Origin of the sequence: Streptomyces sp. NPDC056600 (assembly GCF_042792855.1) — a bacterium.
In the GTDB taxonomy this organism is placed as follows: Bacteria; Actinomycetota; Actinomycetes; order Streptomycetales; family Streptomycetaceae; genus Streptomyces.
Genome location: NZ_JBHTVQ010000023.1, coordinates 62140 through 78918, shown reverse-complemented (window position 1 = coordinate 78918; position 16779 = coordinate 62140). Strand labels below are relative to the sequence as shown.

General features: G+C 75.0%; 10 protein-coding genes. 6 read left to right on the top strand and 4 right to left on the bottom strand.

Annotated features, from left to right (window positions below; translation table 11 throughout):
• Nucleotides 1–296 precede the first annotated feature (296 nt).
• The 3 genes from ACFRAV_RS14490 to ACFRAV_RS14480 all read left to right on the top strand — a co-directional run bounded on the left by ACFRAV_RS14490 (nt 297) and on the right by ACFRAV_RS14480 (nt 3271).
• On the top strand, nt 297–641 hold the full coding sequence (locus ACFRAV_RS14490; protein WP_382555096.1) for a hypothetical protein: 345 nt from the start codon (nt 297–299) through the stop codon (nt 639–641).
• Between the two features lie 36 nt (nt 642–677).
• Nucleotides 678–2729, top strand: coding sequence for a hypothetical protein (locus ACFRAV_RS14485; RefSeq protein WP_382555094.1), 2052 nt, complete (start codon nt 678–680; stop codon nt 2727–2729).
• A gap of 86 nt (nt 2730–2815) precedes the next feature.
• A complete protein-coding gene (locus ACFRAV_RS14480) occupies nt 2816–3271 on the top strand; it encodes a hypothetical protein (protein WP_382555091.1) in 456 nt (151 codons plus the stop codon).
• Here the strand turns inward: ACFRAV_RS14480 and mycP are convergent.
• Both mycP and eccB read right to left on the bottom strand, forming a co-directional pair.
• On the bottom strand, nt 3243–4517 hold the full coding sequence (gene mycP / locus ACFRAV_RS14475) for a type VII secretion-associated serine protease mycosin (RefSeq protein ID WP_382555138.1): 1275 nt from the start codon (nt 4515–4517) through the stop codon (nt 3243–3245). The genes ACFRAV_RS14480 and mycP overlap by 29 nt on opposite strands.
• 154 nt (nt 4518–4671) lie before the next feature.
• Nucleotides 4672–6213: a type VII secretion protein EccB gene (gene eccB / locus ACFRAV_RS14470; protein WP_382555090.1), complete on the bottom strand. Its 1542-nt coding sequence runs from the start codon at nt 6211–6213 to the stop codon at nt 4672–4674.
• Nucleotides 6214–6423: 210 nt separating this feature from the next.
• Here eccB and eccE point away from each other — a divergent pair, with 210 nt between their 5' ends.
• The 3 genes from eccE to ACFRAV_RS14455 all read left to right on the top strand — a co-directional run bounded on the left by eccE (nt 6424) and on the right by ACFRAV_RS14455 (nt 11561).
• Nucleotides 6424–7767 carry a type VII secretion protein EccE gene (gene eccE / locus ACFRAV_RS14465; RefSeq protein WP_382555088.1) on the top strand — a complete coding sequence of 448 codons (1344 nt, stop codon included), beginning with the start codon at nt 6424–6426 and terminating at the stop codon, nt 7765–7767.
• A complete protein-coding gene (locus ACFRAV_RS14460) occupies nt 7764–8465 on the top strand; it encodes a hypothetical protein (protein WP_351117249.1) in 702 nt (233 codons plus the stop codon). The genes eccE and ACFRAV_RS14460 overlap by 4 nt, the downstream gene beginning before the upstream one ends.
• 126 nt (nt 8466–8591) lie before the next feature.
• The gene (locus ACFRAV_RS14455; protein ID WP_382555086.1) at nt 8592–11561 is read left to right on the top strand and encodes an SCO5717 family growth-regulating ATPase; all 2970 of its coding nucleotides are present in this window, start codon (nt 8592–8594) and stop codon (nt 11559–11561) included.
• A gap of 61 nt (nt 11562–11622) precedes the next feature.
• Here ACFRAV_RS14455 and ACFRAV_RS14450 read toward each other — a convergent pair whose 3' ends face one another.
• On the bottom strand, nt 11623–12567 hold the full coding sequence (locus tag ACFRAV_RS14450) for a bifunctional riboflavin kinase/FAD synthetase (RefSeq protein ID WP_382555085.1): 945 nt from the start codon (nt 12565–12567) through the stop codon (nt 11623–11625).
• Nucleotides 12568–12963: 396 nt separating this feature from the next.
• On the bottom strand, nt 12964–16302 hold the full coding sequence (locus ACFRAV_RS14445) for a trypsin-like peptidase domain-containing protein (protein ID WP_382555083.1): 3339 nt from the start codon (nt 16300–16302) through the stop codon (nt 12964–12966).
• Nucleotides 16303–16779: the final 477 nt, after the last annotated feature.

The window sequence follows — 16779 nt, the reverse complement described above, 5'->3', positions numbered from 1 at the left end:
GCGGGCTTCTACGTCTACACCACGAGGCTCAAGTCCGCACAGCGGCCCCGATGTTCCGGCATACCCGGTGACCGTGATCTGCAACACCTGGGGGTGAACGTGCAGTTCAGCACGTTGATCACGAAGGGGTTGGATTTGCGGGTGCGAGGCCCGGGGCGTATGGGTCGTCGGTCACGCTGCGGTGACGACAGCCCCACCCCCTGCTACCTTCCGTCACGAAGTCATCACGCAAAGCACACAGAAGTTGACGAAGGGGCACATAGGTGGCGGCGGAGGAGTCGGTGGAGGCTGGGGCGGTGCCAGGGGTCCAGCCGGACCTGGTGGCGTCCCCGGTCAGGAAGAAGGCGGCGGCCCGGGCACTGGAGGTGCACCTGGAGCCGGGGACCCGTGCGGCCGGCCGTACGGCGGAGTCCGGTACCGAGCGGGCGGTGAAGGCGCTGGCGGCCGCGGACGGTGACGGGTGGGCCAGCGGCAAGGCGCTGCGCGACGCGCACAGGACCTGGAACGAGCAGGTGACGAAGCTGATGAACCGCCTCGGCGCGGAGAAGACCGCGCTGCGCGGCACGGCACATCTCTACACCGGCACGGATCGTGCGATCGGGAACGGGCTGCGCCTGGTCTCGCCGCTCGACTCCTTCTAGGGAGGGCGGCCCACGGTGCCGACGTACCACGAGATCATGACCACCGAGCTCCTCGCCCTGATGACCGCGGCCGAGCAGTGGGAGGAGATGGCCGGGGAGTTCGTCGCGCAGGAGGAGGACTACCTGCGCGAGGTGCACGCCGTCGCGGCGGGTTCCGGACAGCCCGGTCAGTGGACGGGAGTTGCGGCGGGGGCCGCGAGTTCGGGCTTCGACGTCACGCTGGCCGAGTACCGGGCGGCCCGCAAGGAGGCCTTGGCGGTGGCGTCGTTGCTGCAGGACGCGTACGCCCAGTTCGCGACGCTCCACAAGCGGCTGGAGGCGGTCCGCAAGGAGGCGGAGGCGGCCGGGCTGCGGGTCTCCGAGCGGGGCGTCGTGACCGTGGACGAGAGGACGGCCGAGCCGCCGAAGCCCGGTGAGACGTGCGGGTCGGTCGACGGCTGGCAGCAGCGGATCGACAACGCGGTCAGGGCGGTCGACGACGCCGACCGGGGCGTCGCGATCGCCCTCCGCGCGGTGACGGGCGACGGACGGCCGGGCGACGGCACGGCGGGCGGCTTCAACGCCCACGCGGTGCACGACGTCGAGGTGTACGAGGCCCGCGCCGGCAGTGAGCTGGCGCAGCGCATGGCCAAGGGCGAGAAGCTGAGCCCGGCGGAGACCGACGAACTGCGGCGGCTGTTCCGGGACAACCAGCACGACCCCGGCTTCGCCCGGACCTTCCTCGGCGGACTGGGAGCGGAGGGCATGCTCGCCGTCGCGAGTCAGGCCAACGGAATGGCCCACCTCCCCGGCGGCGGCGACGAGTCACGCGGGATGGCGGAGGTGACGTCCGGGCTCTCCCGGACGCTCGCGACCGCGACCCGTGACACCGACTCGCCCTGGTACGAGCAGTGGCGGTCCGACATGCGCGAGGCCGGTCTCGAGCAGCACGGCTCGCGCTTCGCGGCGGAACGTCTGGCCGAGGAGCGCGGCTACCAGTCGCTGGTGAGCCTGATGGGGCAGGGCGGGGACTTCGGGTCCCAGTACCTCGCCGACCTGGGCGACGACCTGATCGACGCGGAGCGGAAGACGGACGACCTGTGGCACATCAAGGGCCCGATCACCGGGAAGGACGGCTGGTTCGCCAATGACCCGCTGGACGGCGTGCTCGGGCTGATGAGCCGGGACCCGGAGGGAGCGGCCGCGTACCTGCGGGACGAGGACCGGATGAAGTACCTGACCGCTGACCGCAACTGGTACACCCTGGCCCTCGAGTCACCGGGCGCTGCCCGCCTGGAGCACAGCGCGGACACGCTCGACGCGGACGCCCACGCGGGCTTCGCCTCAGCGTTGGAGGCGGCGGCCACCGGGATCCCGCCCGCGTCGCCGGGAGCCGGCTTCGTCGAGCACACGGCGGCGAACGACGAGGTGTTCCAGCGGTCGGTGCGGCACCTGGCCGGTATGGAGGACCGGTTCCCCGAGCCGCTGCGCGAGGCGATGGGGCGGATCATGGCCAACCACGGGGCGACGGTCCACCAGGTGGCGTCCGGGTTCGACATGGAGGGGACCCCGGTCTCGCAGCCGGACCTGTTCGAGGTCGCGAAGCAGGTGTCCCGGGACCCGCAGGGTTACGCGGCGCTCAACGTGGGGCTGAACACCCCGATGGTGGAGGACATCCACCGGCCGGACCAGACGTACCCGAAGGACTCTCTGATCCAGGCGGCGCGGACGGTCGGGTTCATGGAGGAGGTCCGTGCGCAGGCGGTCCAGCTGGAGTCGAAGCCGCCGGAGCCGCCGGGGTGGGCGGCCGTCGCCAATGGCGTGGCCGCGCACGTTCCGGTCGTGGGCTCGGATCTGCAGGCCGGTCTGTCCGCGCTGACCGACAGCTGGGTGGAGGACGAGCAGACACGCTTCGAGAAGGGTCTGGGGCAGGACCGCCAGAGCGATTACCGAAGCCGTGGCGTACTCCTGCACGCTCTCGCACAGGAGTGGTGGAAGGTGCACGGACGGGCCGGTGAACCTCTGCCGAACGCGTTGGAGACCCAGGTCTACATGACGGCCGACAGCGGAATGGCACACGGCCGCGGCATCACAGGAGCGCGGCGATAGCCATGACCTCTCGAGTGACGGCCGCCGCTTGCGGCCTCGCAGTCCTGGCGGCCCTCGGTGGCTGCGGCACGGCGAAGGACACAGCGGTGCCAAGGAAGCTCTGCGGCACACCGATCGGCGCGGATCGGCTGACTCCCCTGCTCGGAGGGGGTGACACGGTGCGCGAGTGGACCAGCGGTGGCTTCCGGGAGCCCTCCTCAACCGCCTGGTGCGTGGTGTACGTCGGCAGGAAGGAGGTCCTGCAGCTCTACTTCTCCTCAGGTGGGGGAAAGCCCGACCTCATGGCCCTGGCCCGGAGCGGCCCGACCTTCGGCCTCTTCGACCCCCGTCCCGTCCACGGCATCGGCGAACGCGCCGTGCTCGCCAACGACGGCGCCATCGCCGTCACGTCCTGCCGCGACTCCGGGGGCGCCGACAGTTTCCTGCTGGCCCTCAAGATGACCGACAGCCCCGTCACCCCTCGCCGTGAACGTCACGTCGAGCGGTTCATGCGGGCGTACATGCCGGCCACCGTCAAGTCGCTGCACTGCCTGGAGGAGTGACTCCTCCACGTCGGCGGCGGGCGTCACGGAGGGCCACGGCGGTGCCGGTGAGGGCGGCGACCGTGGCGGCGGCGGCGAGGGCGACGTACGAGCCGAGGCGGGCGTCGCGGTCCTCGGGGGCTTCGCCGAGGGTGACGGGCGCGGGCCGCGGGGGCTCGGCGCCCGCCATGCCCTCGTCGGCGACCGGGGTGCCGCTGGGCCGCTTCTCGTCGTCCGTGAGGGCCCGCACCGGGTCCACCACGCCCCAGCCGACCCGGCGGTCGCGTCCCGCGACGGTCCGCTCCGCGGTCGTCTCGATCTGCGCGACGATCTCGTCCTGCTTCCACTCCGGGTGCTTGGCGCGCAGCAGGGCCGCGACGCCGGCCACGTACGGGGCGGAGAAGCTGGTGCCGTTGTCGGCGCAGTGGCCCCCGCCGGGCATGGTGGAGACCATGTCCACGCCCGGTGCGGCCACGTCCACGAAGTCGCCGGACTGGGAGAAGGGCGCGCGTTCGCCGTTGCGGTCGGAGGCGGCCACCGCCAGCACGCCCTCGTACGCGGCGGGGTAGGAGTTCTTGCTCCCGCCGCCCAGGCCCTCGTTGCCGGCCGAGGCGACGACGACGACGTCCGCGGCCAGCGCGCGGTCGACGGCCTGCTTGAGCTGCGGGGTGGAGTCGACGGGCGAGCCGGTGTCCTGGGAGATGTTGATGACCTTGGCGCCGGCCTGGCGGGCGTGGTCGATGGCCTTCACCATCTCGTCGACCTTGCCGTGGCCCTCGGCGTCGTTGTGCTTGATCGGGATGATCGTCGCCCCGGGGGCGAGGCCGACGAAGCCGGTCTTGTCCGAGGGACGGGCGGCGATGATCCCGGCCACCTTGGTGCCGTGGCCGACCTGGTCGTCGGTGCCCTTGAGGCTGCCCCGCTCGAGGGGCTCGCCGTCGGCCTCCTTGGGCAGGAAGTTCGCGCCCCGGCTCGCGTCGACCGCGTCGCGCAGCTGGGGGTGCTTGATGTCGACCCCGGTGTCGATGACCGCGACCCGGACGCCCTTGCCGGTGGACTGCTCCCACAGCTCGTTCAGCAGCACCCGCTGCAACGCCCAGGGGCGGCCCGGGTAGTTCTCGGCCGGGATCGTGCACTGGCCGCCCTCCTCCGCGGCGGCCGGGGCCGCACCGGTCAGGCAGACCGGGAGCGTGATCGCCGCCGCGACCAGCACGGCGGCCGACCTGCGCACGGTGGCCGACCTGCGCACGGTGGCCGACGCGTGCACCCTGGCCGACGCGCGCACCGTGGCCGGCCTGCGCCTGGGGGTCACTGCATTGCCTCCCTCACGTTCGTCCCTCACGTCCGCGACCTCACATCCGCGCACCTCACGTCCGCGCACCTCACGTCCGCGTCTCGCGCCGGGCCCTCGCGTCCGTCCGTCACGAGCCCTGCGGCTGCCGGGCGTCGGCGGTGGACAGGCGGGGCCCGGTGGGCAGGTACGCGGACCACGGCGCCGGCACCGCCGCCGGCTTCACGTCGGCGTAGCCGAGGAGCTTCTGCGCCTGCAGTTCGGTCTGCTGCTGCGCCTCGCGGTCCTGGTCGGAGCGGCCGATCTCGGCGTCCTCGCCGGTGCTGTCCCCGTTGGACTGCAGGACGTACCGCAGGCCGGTGTCGGTGACCAGGAAGACCGGGCCGACGTCCGTGGCGCTGCCCTTGTACTGCTGGTACACCTGGCCCGAACCGGGGGTCACGTAGGCACTGGTGGAGCCGGTGGCGAGCGGGGCGGGGAAGGCGGCCCCGGCCCAGGTCCGCAGCTTGGTCCGGCCGGACGCGCGGTCGACTCCGGTCAGCACGTTGCAGACGGTGTCGCGGGCCTTGCCGACGCCCGAGGGGTCGTTGACCGCCGAGGGCGTGGCGTCGGGCCAGTTCCGGTCGTCGCCGAACGTGCCGCTGGGCTGCAGCGCGCCGGGGCTGACCTCGAGCGCGTTGCCGTCCTGGCCGACCGGTACCAGCTGGCTGCTGGCGAGCAGCAGGGTCGCGACGAAGTCGGAGACGGGCGAGACGCGTCCCGGCAGGACGACGTAGTGCTGGTCCCGGTCGCCGTCGCGCGCCTTGAGGACCATGCCGACCCGGTCGGCCTTCTGGTTCAGCTGACCGGGCGCGTTCGCGGGCTCTCCGGGCGTTCCCTCGATCTTGGGGAAGGCGAGCGGGTCGCCGTGGTGCAGCGTGTCCAGCCAGCCGCGGGTGACGCTCTGCGGGCGGCGGTCCGATCCGACCACGGCGCGGAGCAGGTGGGAGAGCTCGGTCTCCTCCTTCTCCAGTTCGTCGATCCGGTACGCGGTGCCGGTGGCGTCGACGACGTAGCGGGCCTTGTCCGGCCCCTGCTCCTGCACGTAGAGGAGCTGGCCGCCGCCGAGCTCCTGCGGGCCCTCGATCTTTCCCCAGTCGCGCTGGGCGAGGACGAACGCGGCCTTCTGGACCGCGTCGCCCTGTCCCGCGCGTTCGCAGACCGCCCAGCGTTTCTCGGCCGCGGCCTCGGTGGCGTCGGGAAGCCGGTCGGGGGCGTAGGGGATGCCGACGGTGACGCCGTGCTGGATCTTGGTGTCGAGGATCTTCTCGTCGACCGTGATCACCGCGCCCTTGCCGTCCTTGAGCAGCAGCTTGGCGGAGGCCATGTTGAGCACGGGGTGCAGGTGCTTCTTGCCGTCCGTCTCGAGGACGACGTAGCGGGTGGTCGACTTGTCGGCGACGATCACCTTCTCGTAGGCCGTGTCCCACCCCTTCGGCGCGGTGGGCTTGAACATGCCCCAGGCGCCGAACACGGCCATCACGACGACGCCGGTGATGATTCCCGGCAGGATGCCGCGCAGCGGTCGCGGGGCGCTCTCCTCCGAGCCGCCGCCGGCGGAGTGGGTGAAGGACGCGAGCATGCGGCGCTTCGCGAACGTGTAGGCGTTGAGCTGGTCTCTCCGGGATGCCATCGGTGCCCTGCTTCTCCCCGTGTTCCGCCGCGTTGTCGGACGGCCCCCTACTATGCCTGGTACGCGAGAGGCCTGGTACCCGAGGGGCCTGGTGGAGCGGGTAGGGTACCGAAGCCTTCAAGATACCTATGCGGCAACGGATTTGCGGAACCGGCCGGTCGAATCGGTTCGGCCGGGCGGACGACGGCGAGCACTGCGGGGGTGTGGGTGATGGCTTCCGGGACGCGAACGCGGTCCCGTGACCGGTCACGGACGGCGCGGGGTTCCTCGGCGACGCCTCCCCCGGCGGCGGGAGCCCCGGCGGCTGCGGCCCGTCCGGCGGCCGCGTCGGGTGCCGTGCAGCTCAGGTCACGTGCGGGGCGCGGCAGTTCACAGGGTCTGCGCCGGGCGGTGCTGGTCGAGCTGGCCGCTGCCGTGCTGGTGGTCGGCTGGCTGATCGGCATGGTGGCCCTGGTGGCCGCCGGGGTGGTCGCGGCCCTGCTGCTGGTGCTCGCGGTGGTCCGACGGCGTGGCCGCTCGCTGCCCGAATGGTTCGCCACGGCACGGGCGTTGCGTACCCGGCAGAAGCGGGCGGCGGCCATGGAGGTGCCGCCGGGCACCGAGCCGGGCCTGGCCCCGGCGGTGGAGTGCGAGCCGGCGCTGCGCACCTACGCCCACGGCGGACGGGACCGCCGTCCGGTGGGTCTGGTCGGCGACGGCACCTTCCTGACCGCGGTGCTCCAGGTGGAGGCTGACGCCACCGCCCTGCGCGCCGAGCGCAGCCGGCGGCCCCTGCCGCTGGCGCTGGTCGGGGACGCGCTGGAGGTCGACGACATCCGGCTGGAGTCCGCGCAGATCGTGCTGCACACCCAGCCCGCTCCCGCGCTGCATCTGCCGCAGCAGTCCGTGGCGGTGACCAACTACGCGCCGCTGCAGGCGAGTACGGGCGCTCCCGCGGTCCGGATCACCTGGATCGCCCTGAAGCTGGACCCGGAGCTGTGTCCGGAGGCGGTGGCCGCGCGCGGCGGCGGCGCCACCGGGGCGCAGAAGTGCGTGGTGCGGGCCGCCGACCATCTGGCCAGTCGGCTGACCGGCGCGGGTTTCCGGGTGAACATCCTGGACGAGGAGGAGCTGGTCGCGGCGATAGCGACCTCGGCGTGCGCCAATCCGCTGGTCACGGCGGAGGCGGGCCGTACGGAGGCGCGGGAGCGCCGCACCGAGGAGTCGACGCGCAACTGGCGCTGCGACAACCGCCGTCACACCGCGTACTGGGTGCGCCGCTGGCCCTCGCTGGGCGGCCGCGGCACCACCCTGCCGCAGCTGCTGGCCCAGCTCACCGCCGTCCCGGCGCTGGCCACCACGTTCAGCCTGACCCTGGCCCGTCCCGACGGTCACGGGCAGGCGGTGGCGCTGACCGGCCACCTGCGGGTGACCGGGCGCAGCGCCGACGAACTCACGGCCGCCAGGCGGGCGTTGCAGGACTCCGCGCGGCGCAACGGCGTGGCGCTGGCCCGGCTCGACCGGGAGCAGCTGCCCGGCGTGCTCGCCACTCTGCCCCTGGGAGGCGCCCGATGATCACGCGCGGTTCGGGCCTGCTGGGGCCCCGGCACGGGCGGCACAGCGTTCCCCTGGAGCAGCTGGAGTCGCTGACCCTGCCGATCGGCGACGACGGCGTGGTGATCGGCGTGGACGCCGAGGGCCAGCCGGCGGTGCTCGGCCTCAACCGGCCCACGCCGTACGACATCGTGCTGATCGGCAGCCTGTGGACGGCCCAGGTGCTGGCGCTGCGGGCCGCCGCGACGGGTGCGCGGGTGGCCGTGGAGACCGGTCGTCCGCAGGCCTGGATGCAGATGGTGCACGCCATGGGCGGCGGGCAGAACGGCCTGTCGGTCTACGACGTGGGCCGGGTGCCCCCGCAGGGAGCCTCGGCCGGCAACCCGGTGCTGGTGGTGCGCGACTGCGGCATGCGGCCGCCGCGCGGACGCGTGGTGGCGGGCCCGTGGCAGGCCGTCCTCACGCTGCTGCCGTACCTGTCACCCGTGGCGCCGCGGCTGATGCGGCAGGCGCGCCTGGTCGGCGTGCAGCGGCTCTCGCCGGACGAAGCGGCCGAGACGGGGCGGGCGTTGGCGCTGCCGCGCGGTGACGTGGATTCGCTGCCGACGCTGGCCGACGGTGTCACCCTGTGGTGTGCGGACCGGGACCGCCAGTACGTGATGACCCAACCCACGGACGCCGAGGTCGGGTTGCTGGGTACTCCCCGGCGCATGGACTGACGCGGTCCGGGCCGGCGTCCCGCGTCTGCGCGGACCCTCCCCGCTTTCCACCGGTCGACGGCCCTGCCGCTTCGGTGACCGGCGTGATTAGGGTGGGATCCTGCGTTCGACCAACCAGGAGGAATTGTGAACAGCGATCGGGACGGTATCCACGGGGGTTGGACCACACCGGGCGATGACCAGTCCGACGCGGAGTCCGCCGTCGAGACGACGGGCGAGTTCACCATCGACTACGACACCCCTGCCTGGTACCGGGAGAACGCGGGCCAGGCGGCCGACCCCGGTCCCGCTGCCGGTGGTTCGCCGGACGAGGACGCGTCCGAGGGTGCCGGCCTGCCGTTCGGCGGCGGCAGCCTGGAGAGCGGCGCGACGATGCGGATCTCGGCGTCGGCGCTGCGGCAGGAGATCGCGGAGCGGGCCGCCGCGGCGGTCGAGTCCGTCTCGTCCGGTCCCGGTTCCGGCGGCGAGTACTCGGGGGCGGGTTCGGGGGCCGGTTCCGACGGTACGTCGGAGGGCGATGCGGCTGCCGGCGACGGCGGCGCCTTCGTCACGGGCGGCCCGGTCGAGGCCGGTACCGGGGGTGCCGCCGGTGCGGGCGGCCCGATCGGCGCCGATGTGGGCGTCGGGCCCGGGGAGAGCGGCGGCCAGGGGACGGTGGAGACTTCGCGGGTCGCGGAAGCCGAGGGCCACCCGGCCGGAGCCGCGGACGTGACGTCGGCCGCGTCGCAGGCCACGGCCGCACCGGGCCACTTCGGCGCCCCGGTGGAGACGCCGGACGCCGAGGGCCGGAGCGTGGACCAGGGCGCGGGCGCGGACCAGGGCGCGGGCGCGGAGGCGTCCGCCGGTCCGTCCGGTGGGGTCCGGGAGGACGAGGCCGGGACGGCGGAGGAACCGGCCGGTGACGCCGCGGCGGAGCATGCCGAGGCCGGGCGGGAGACGGCGCCGGAGGCGGCCGCCGCCGAGCCGCAGGGTGCGCCGGAGTTCGCACGGACGGAGGAGGGTGTCGGGGGCGGCCTTGCCGCGGCGGCGCCCGGACAGCCGGCCACGCCCCAGGGGTGGGCTCCGCAGGTTCCTTCGCAGGAGGTTCCGCTCCAGCAGCCGCCGCAGCCGGCGCAGCCTCAGCAGCAGTCGGGCGCGCTCCCGCCGTTGCCGCCGCAGTACCAGCCGGCCGCGCCGCAGGCCGCCGGGCAGTGGCCCGTGCAGCCGCCGCAGGCGCCGGTCCAGCCGCCCGCGCCGCCGCAGGCCCCGTTCCAGCCGCAGGCCCCGCAGACGCCCGCGCCCTGGGGCGGGCAGCCGCAGGGCGCGCCGGCGCCGCAGGCGGCCCAGCAGCCGCAGGTGCCGTCGCAGCCGGGGCCGGGTGTTCCGGGTGTGCCCGGAGTTCCCGGGGTGCCTCCGCAGACGCAGCCTCCCGCCGAGCAGCAGCCCGGGCAGGGGTACGGATTTCCGCTCCCCCAGCCGCAGGCCGGGCAGCAGCAGCCGCCGCAGGGGTACGGCTTCCCTCAGCAGCCTCCGGTCCAGCAGCCCCCGGCCCAGCAGCCGGTTCAGCCGCAGCAGCCGATGCAGCCGCACGGCTACGGTGTGCCCGCCGCGCCTCCGGTGCCGCAGCCCGGGCAACCGCCGCAGCCGCAGGCACAGGGGTACGGCTTCCCCCAGCCCCCGGCGCAGCAGCCGCACGCGCAGCAGCAGCCGCAGGCACAGCCCCAGCCGCATCGGCCGGGCGTCCCGCAGCAGCCGGCCGACCCCAACTCCGTTGCCGGGCAGTCCGGTTACGGCTTCCCCCAGGAGGGCCCGGCGCAGCCGCCCGCTCCGCCGGTGGACCCGCGCACCCCCGGGGCCGCGTGGCCGCAGCCGGTGCAGCACGACCAGCGGCAGCCGGTGAACCCCGGTGCCGCGCCGCTGGGTTACCAGGCCGCGGTGGAGCTGTCGTCCGACCGGCTGCTCAACAACAAGCGGCAGCGGGCCAAGAGCGCCCGCCCGGCGGCCGCGGCCTCGCGATTCCGTATCGGCGGCAAGAAGGAGGAGGCCGAGCGGCAGCGCAAGCTTCAGCTGATCCGCACACCGGTGCTCTCCTGCTACCGGATCGCGGTGATCAGCCTCAAGGGCGGCGTCGGCAAGACGACCACCACCACGGCGCTGGGCGCCACGCTGGCCACCGAGCGGCAGGACAAGATCCTCGCGATCGACGCCAACCCGGACGCCGGAACGCTCGGGCGCCGGGTCCGGCGGGAGACCGGGGCGACCATCCGCGACCTCGTGCAGGCGATCCCGTACCTCAACTCGTACATGGACATCCGCCGGTTCACCTCGCAGGCGCCCTCCGGGCTGGAGATCATCGCCAACGACGTGGACCCCGCGGTCTCCACCACCTTCAACGACGAGGACTACCGTCGGGCCATCGACGTCCTGGGCCGCCAGTACCCGATCATCCTCACCGACTCCGGCACGGGGCTGCTGTACAGCGCCATGCGGGGCGTGCTGGACCTGGCCGACCAGCTGATCATCATCTCCACGCCGTCGGTGGATGGTGCGAGCAGTGCCAGCACCACGTTGGACTGGCTCTCCGCGCACGGCTACGCCGAGCTGGTGCAGCGTTCCCTGACGGTGATCTCGGGCGTCCGGGAGACCGGCAAGATGATCAAAGTGGAGGACATCGTCAGCCACTTCGAGACCCGCTGCCGGTCGGTCGTGGTGGTGCCGTTCGACGAGCACCTGGCGGCCGGCGCGGAGGTCGACCTCGACATGATGCGGCCGAAGGTGCGGGAGGCGTACTTCAATCTGGCGGCGCTGGTGGCCGAGGACTTCGTGCGGCACCAGCAGGCGCAGGGGCTGTGGACCTCGGACGGGAATCCGCCGCCGGTGGCCGCGCCGCCGATGCCGGGGCAGTACGGGTATCCGGCCGCACCGCCGGCCGGGGGGTACGGCCAGGTTCCGCCGCAGCAGCCGGGACCGTACGGGCAGGTTCCCCCTCAGCAGCCGGGGCAGCCGCAGCCGGGGCAGTACGGGCAGGTCCCGCCGCCCCAGCCGCCTCAGCAGCAGCCGCCCCAGGGTCACCCCGGGTACCCGCAGCAGCCGCCGGGGCCGCCGCCCGCGCAGTGAGACTCCGGCGGGGTCCCGCGCCCGCAGCCGTGCGGGTGCGGGTGCGGGCTCCCCGCGGGTCTCAGGCCTCGGCGATGAGGTCGCGGCAGCGCTGGACGTCGCGGGCCATGGCGTCCAGCAGGTCGTCCAGGGTGGCGAACTTGGCCTGGCCGCGGACGAAGGCGAGGAAGTCGACGGACGCGTCGAGGTCGTACAGATCGAGCCCCACGCGGTCGATCGCGTAGGCCTCGACGGTGCGCTCGGTGCCGTCGAACTGGGGGTTGGTGCCGACGGAGATCGCGGCCGGCATGGACTCCCCCGCCACGTGCAGCCAGCCGGCGTACACCCCGTCGGCCGGGATCGCGCTGAACGGCAGGGTGTCGACGTTCGCCGTGGGGAAGCCCATCTCGCGGCCGCGCTGCGCGCCGCGGACCACGACGCCCTCGACGCGGTGCGGGCGGCCCAGGATCTCCCGGGCGCCCTCCACGTCACCGGCGGCGACCAGGCGGCGGGTGAGGGTGGAGGAGAACGGCTCGCCGCCGCCCGCCTCGCCCCTGACCTGCAGGTCGATGACGTCGACCTCGAAGTCGTAGGTCCGCCCCTGGTCGGCCAGGAACGCCACGTCGCCCGCGGCCCGGTGCCCGAAGCGGAAGTTGGGGCCCTCGACGACGGCGCGCGCGTGCAGCTTGTCGACCAGGACCTTCACCACGAACTCCGCGGGGGAGAGCTTGGAGAACTCCTTGGTGAACGGCAGCACGAGCACCGCGTCCACGCCCAGCTCGGCCGCCAGCTCGGCGCGCCGCGCGTGCGGGGCGAGCAGCGGAGGGTGGCTGCCGGGGCGGACCACCTCGCTGGGGTGCGGGTCGAAGGTGACGAGCACGGAGGGGACGCCGAGGGCCCGCGCGCGCTCCACGGTGTGCCGGATGATCAGCTGATGTCCGCGGTGCACCCCGTCGTAGGAGCCGATGGTGACGACGCTGCGCCCCCAGTCCTGGGGGATGTCCTCCAAGCCACGCCAGCGCTGCACTGTGACCGCTCCTCGTCGAACCCGTGTCCGTGTGTGCCTGTGATGCAGCTCCAAGAGTGCCATGCCGTGGTCGGCGCACCGGCATCGGCATGGGTGATCGCCGCCGTCCGGTGATCTTGGGCCGGACGTCCGGCGCCCACGCCCACCCCGCACCGCACCCCGCGCCCGCCCCCGCCGACCGGCGCGGTCACCTCCACGGCCGCCGCCGTGCCCGCCGCCGTGGACGCCGTACGGCGCCCCCCGCCCCGGCCACCGCGGCATGGCGGCGTGGCGGCGTGGCGGCGTGGCGGCCACCCAGCTCGGCGGTCTCTCGTCGCGGATGCCCGCCGCCCACTCGCGGAAGCCCTCGCGATGCCTCACGAGCCCGCCCGCACGAGCCCGCCCTCTCCCGAGGCCTCAGCCCGCGGGGACCCCCGCCGCGGCGCCCTCCACCCGGTCCGGTCGGGCCACCGTGACCGGCGCGACCGCCCCGCCCCGCACCGGGTCCTCCTCGTCGGCGAGGAGCCGGGCCAGCAGTTCCTGCCGCAACGGCCGCGACGCGGGTGTTCCCGGCCGGGCCAGGACGGCGGCCAGCGCGGCGCGGACCGGCGGCGGCCCGTCCGCGATGAGCCCAGTGACCAGGGGCAGCAGCACCGCCCGCACGGTCGGTCCGTGGTCGAGCCGCCGGTCCACGTACCCGGCGACCGCGGCGGCGACGGCGCTCGCCCCGCGCGCCGGGCCGCAGCTCGCCACCGCCTCGCGGATCAGGGCGGAGATCCTGCGCGCCAGGGCGGGCGCGGTCACCTCGGCGAGGGCGTCCAGCGCCTCGCTGCCGCCCGGTTGCCGCAGCCGGTCCCGGAAGGCGTCCAGAACCGGTTCCGGATGGGTGACCAGTGCGGGCACCAGCGTCTCGGCGGGCACCTGCGGATCCCCGGCGACGAAACGCCGCAGGGCGTCCGGAAGATGACGGGCCCGGGTGCGCGGGTCGCGGACCAGCATCGCCAGTGCCCCGCCGTGCAGGGCGGCGTCCTCGGGCCGGGCGAGCAGGGCCAGCGCCGCCCGGCGCAGCAGGTCGCGGTCGGCGTCCGCACGCACGTGCCGGGCGGTGAGGCGGCCGTAGGTGACGGCGGCGGTCCGGCGGCCCGTCCGCGGGTCGTGGGCCCAGCGGTCGACGGCGCCGCAGAGCGCGGAGGGCTCCTCCTCGGCGAGCACCGTGAGCAGTTCGGCGGCCTTGGGGTGGACGCAGTCGGCCAGCGCCTCGGCGAGGTCGTCGAGCCCGCGGTGGCGGTGCGCGTAGAGCAACGCCTGGGCGGCCACGGCGACCGTGGCGTGCGGGGCGGCGGGCAGCGGACGGTCGTCGTCGAACCAGTGGGTGAGCTGCCGCTGGGCGGCGGCGGTGTCCTCGGCGAGCAGCCGTGCGGCCGCCTCGAGCCAACGTGCGCCGGTGCCCGCCGGGGCGGTGACCACCAGGCGGTGCAGCAGCCCGAAGCGTTCCCCGGCGTCCAGCGGCACGGCGGCCCAGAAGTCGGGTCCGAACTCCTCCGGGGCGGGCTGCCCCTCCCGCTGGCGGGCGGCGATCCGGTCGGCGACCAGGCGCAGCAGCGAGGTGTACGGGGAGGCGTCGGGGAGGCCGAGGAGGGTGCCGGACAGCAGCCGGGCGGCCCACCAGGGATCGGTCGAGGTCTCCGTCGCGGCGGCCAGCGCGGTCAGGCGGCGGCCCAGCTCGGCGGTGCCGCGGTCACGGCCCAGGTGCAGGAGTGCCTGCACGACGGGGCCGATGCGGTGGCGCGGCACCGGCAGCGGGTGGCCGGCCTCCTCCCCGGTGCGGCGGCGCAGGACCAGGGCGCGCAGCGCCTCGTCGATGTCGAGGTGGAGCCCCTGGAGCCAGTCGGCGAACTCCTCGTCGGCGAAGCGGTAGCCGGCGCCGGCGGGGACCAGCAGGCCTTCGGTGAGGACGGCGCGGGCCCAGCCGGTCCCGCCGCCGAGACGGGCGGGGGCGGGACGCCAGGGGAAGACGGCCTCGAAGGACGCCCGGTCGAGCTCGCCCTGGCCGGGGCCGAGGCTGCGGCGGGCCGCCTCGTGGACCTGTCCGGCGACCTTGGCGGCCAGCCGGCGGATGGCGGCGCCTCGCTGCCCCCCGGCGGCCGCGAGGCGCACCGCCACGCGCAGGCAGGTGAGGTCGAGGTGGGCGGAGAACACCTCGTGCCGGCTGAGGGGGCTGTCCTCCGCGTCGGGCAGCGCGGTGCGCACGGCGGCGAGCAGCCGGAGGGTGAGCGGGTGGCGGGCGTCGGATCCGCGGAGCACGCCGTCGGGGATGCGGAACCGCTCCCGGGCCTGGCGGGCCTCCTCGGCGGTCAGGTCGCCCAGGCGTACACAGGGCGGCAGCGTGCCGGTGCGCCGGGCGTCGGCGGCGGGGGTGTGCAGCAGCTCGGGCGGGAACTCGGCGCCGGCCCGCTCCCAGTACTCGGCGCGGCAGCCGACGGCCATGCGGGCGCCGGCGGCCAGGAGCCAGTCGGCGGTGCCTTCGGTCCAGGCGGGCAGGCGGTGGGCGAGCAGCGGCGACATCTCCTCGGGACCGTCCAGGACGATCAGCAGCGGGCGCCCGGCCTCCCGGGCGATGTGCGCCACCCGTTCGGGCGAGAGGTCGCCGAGCCGGGACGTGTCGGGACGGTCCTCAGCCGACGCGCCCGCCCCGGCGGCGCGCGGCGGGAAACGGGCGGCGGCGGCGATCCGGGCGGCCCGCTCGAGGGCGCGGCGTGCGGCGTCGGCCACCGAGGTGTCGGCGTCGTGGAGGTCCGCGCCACGCAGCCAGAGGGTGGGCACGGCGGTGTCGGGGGCGCGGTGCCGACGGGTGGCGATCTCGGCGAGGGCGGTGGTCCGGCCGCTGCCGGGCGGACCGACCAGTCCGAGCACGGTCGCCGCGCCCCGCTCGAAGGCGGCGAACTCGCGCTCCAGGGCCTGTCTGGGCACGGGCTCCACGGGTCCACGGGCCGGTCCGTCGGAGGCGACCGAGGTGGCGGTGAGCTCGACGAGCGCGGCCAGGTTGAGGTCGGGGCCGTGGGCGGGGACGGTGGCGGCGTTGCGGGCGAGCAGGTCGGCGAGCGGACCCGCGGCGGGTCTCAGCGGCAGTGCGTACCCGGCCGCCCGGTGGCCGCCGAGCAGATCCGGGTCGTCGACGGCGTCCTGGGCGCCGCCCGGCGGGCAGGACCGCAGGCCGGTGGCGACGACTCCGAGCACCGCGCCGGTGACCGTGTCCAGCACCGGCCCGCCGGCGGACCCGCCGCCGGGCCGCAGCGCCTCGCGGCCGGCCGTGCCGATCGCGAGTTCCAGCACGTCGGGCAGGAGGTGGCCGCGGTGGACGGCGTGGGTCAGGCCGAGCACCCGGGCCTCGCGCAAACCCGCGGCGACGATCCGCACGTAGGCCCCGGGGCCTACGGCGGCGGCGCGCGGGGAGATCGGCAGCGGGGCCGCCTCGAGCCCCTCCGCCCGCACCAGCGCCAGGCCGAGGGCGGGTAGCGGGATCACAGCGCCCTCCACGGTGGCGACGGTCTGCCCGCCCGCCTCGACGAGCAGACGGGGCATGCCTTCCACCACCTCGTGGGCGGTGACCACGGTGCCGTGGTGGTCGGCGGCGAAGCCGGTGCCGCGCGGGCGTCCGGCCGGGTCGCGCAGGGTGACCAGGGCGGCCTCGGGTACGGCGTGTCCGCCGTCGCTTCGCCGCCGGACGTCCTCCGTCCCCGCGTGCGCTCCCGCCATGCCCCGTCCTCCCCGCCGCCGTGCCGTTCCGGCTCCGACGGTAGGCCGGACATGATCAGCGGGCGGGCGAGCGGGAAAACGCGCCCCCTTCCACTCCCTCCGTTCACTCCGAGCGCCCGTCCGGACGGGTGAATACGGCGTACGGGATGGAAAGAGGTTCTCCCGGGGGAACCGAGGGGGGAAACCCGTGGAGCGGCGCAGCGACCCCGTGCCGCCGTCGCTCCACGGTCCCGCCGGGCGTGGCCGGCATGGAGCCGCCGCGTGAAACCGTCACGACACCGCGCCAGGTGCGTTCGCGCGGTGTCGCCCGGGCAGAGCCTGCCTGGAGATGCCCGCGCGGGAGCCGACGCGGCCCGCGAGGGGAGCGGACACCGGGACCGCGGCGCGGTCACACCGGCCGGAGACCCGGCGGAAACCCAGGCGGAAAAGCCGGCGGAGCCCCCGGCCCGGACAAGCCGGACGCGAGGACTCCGCCAC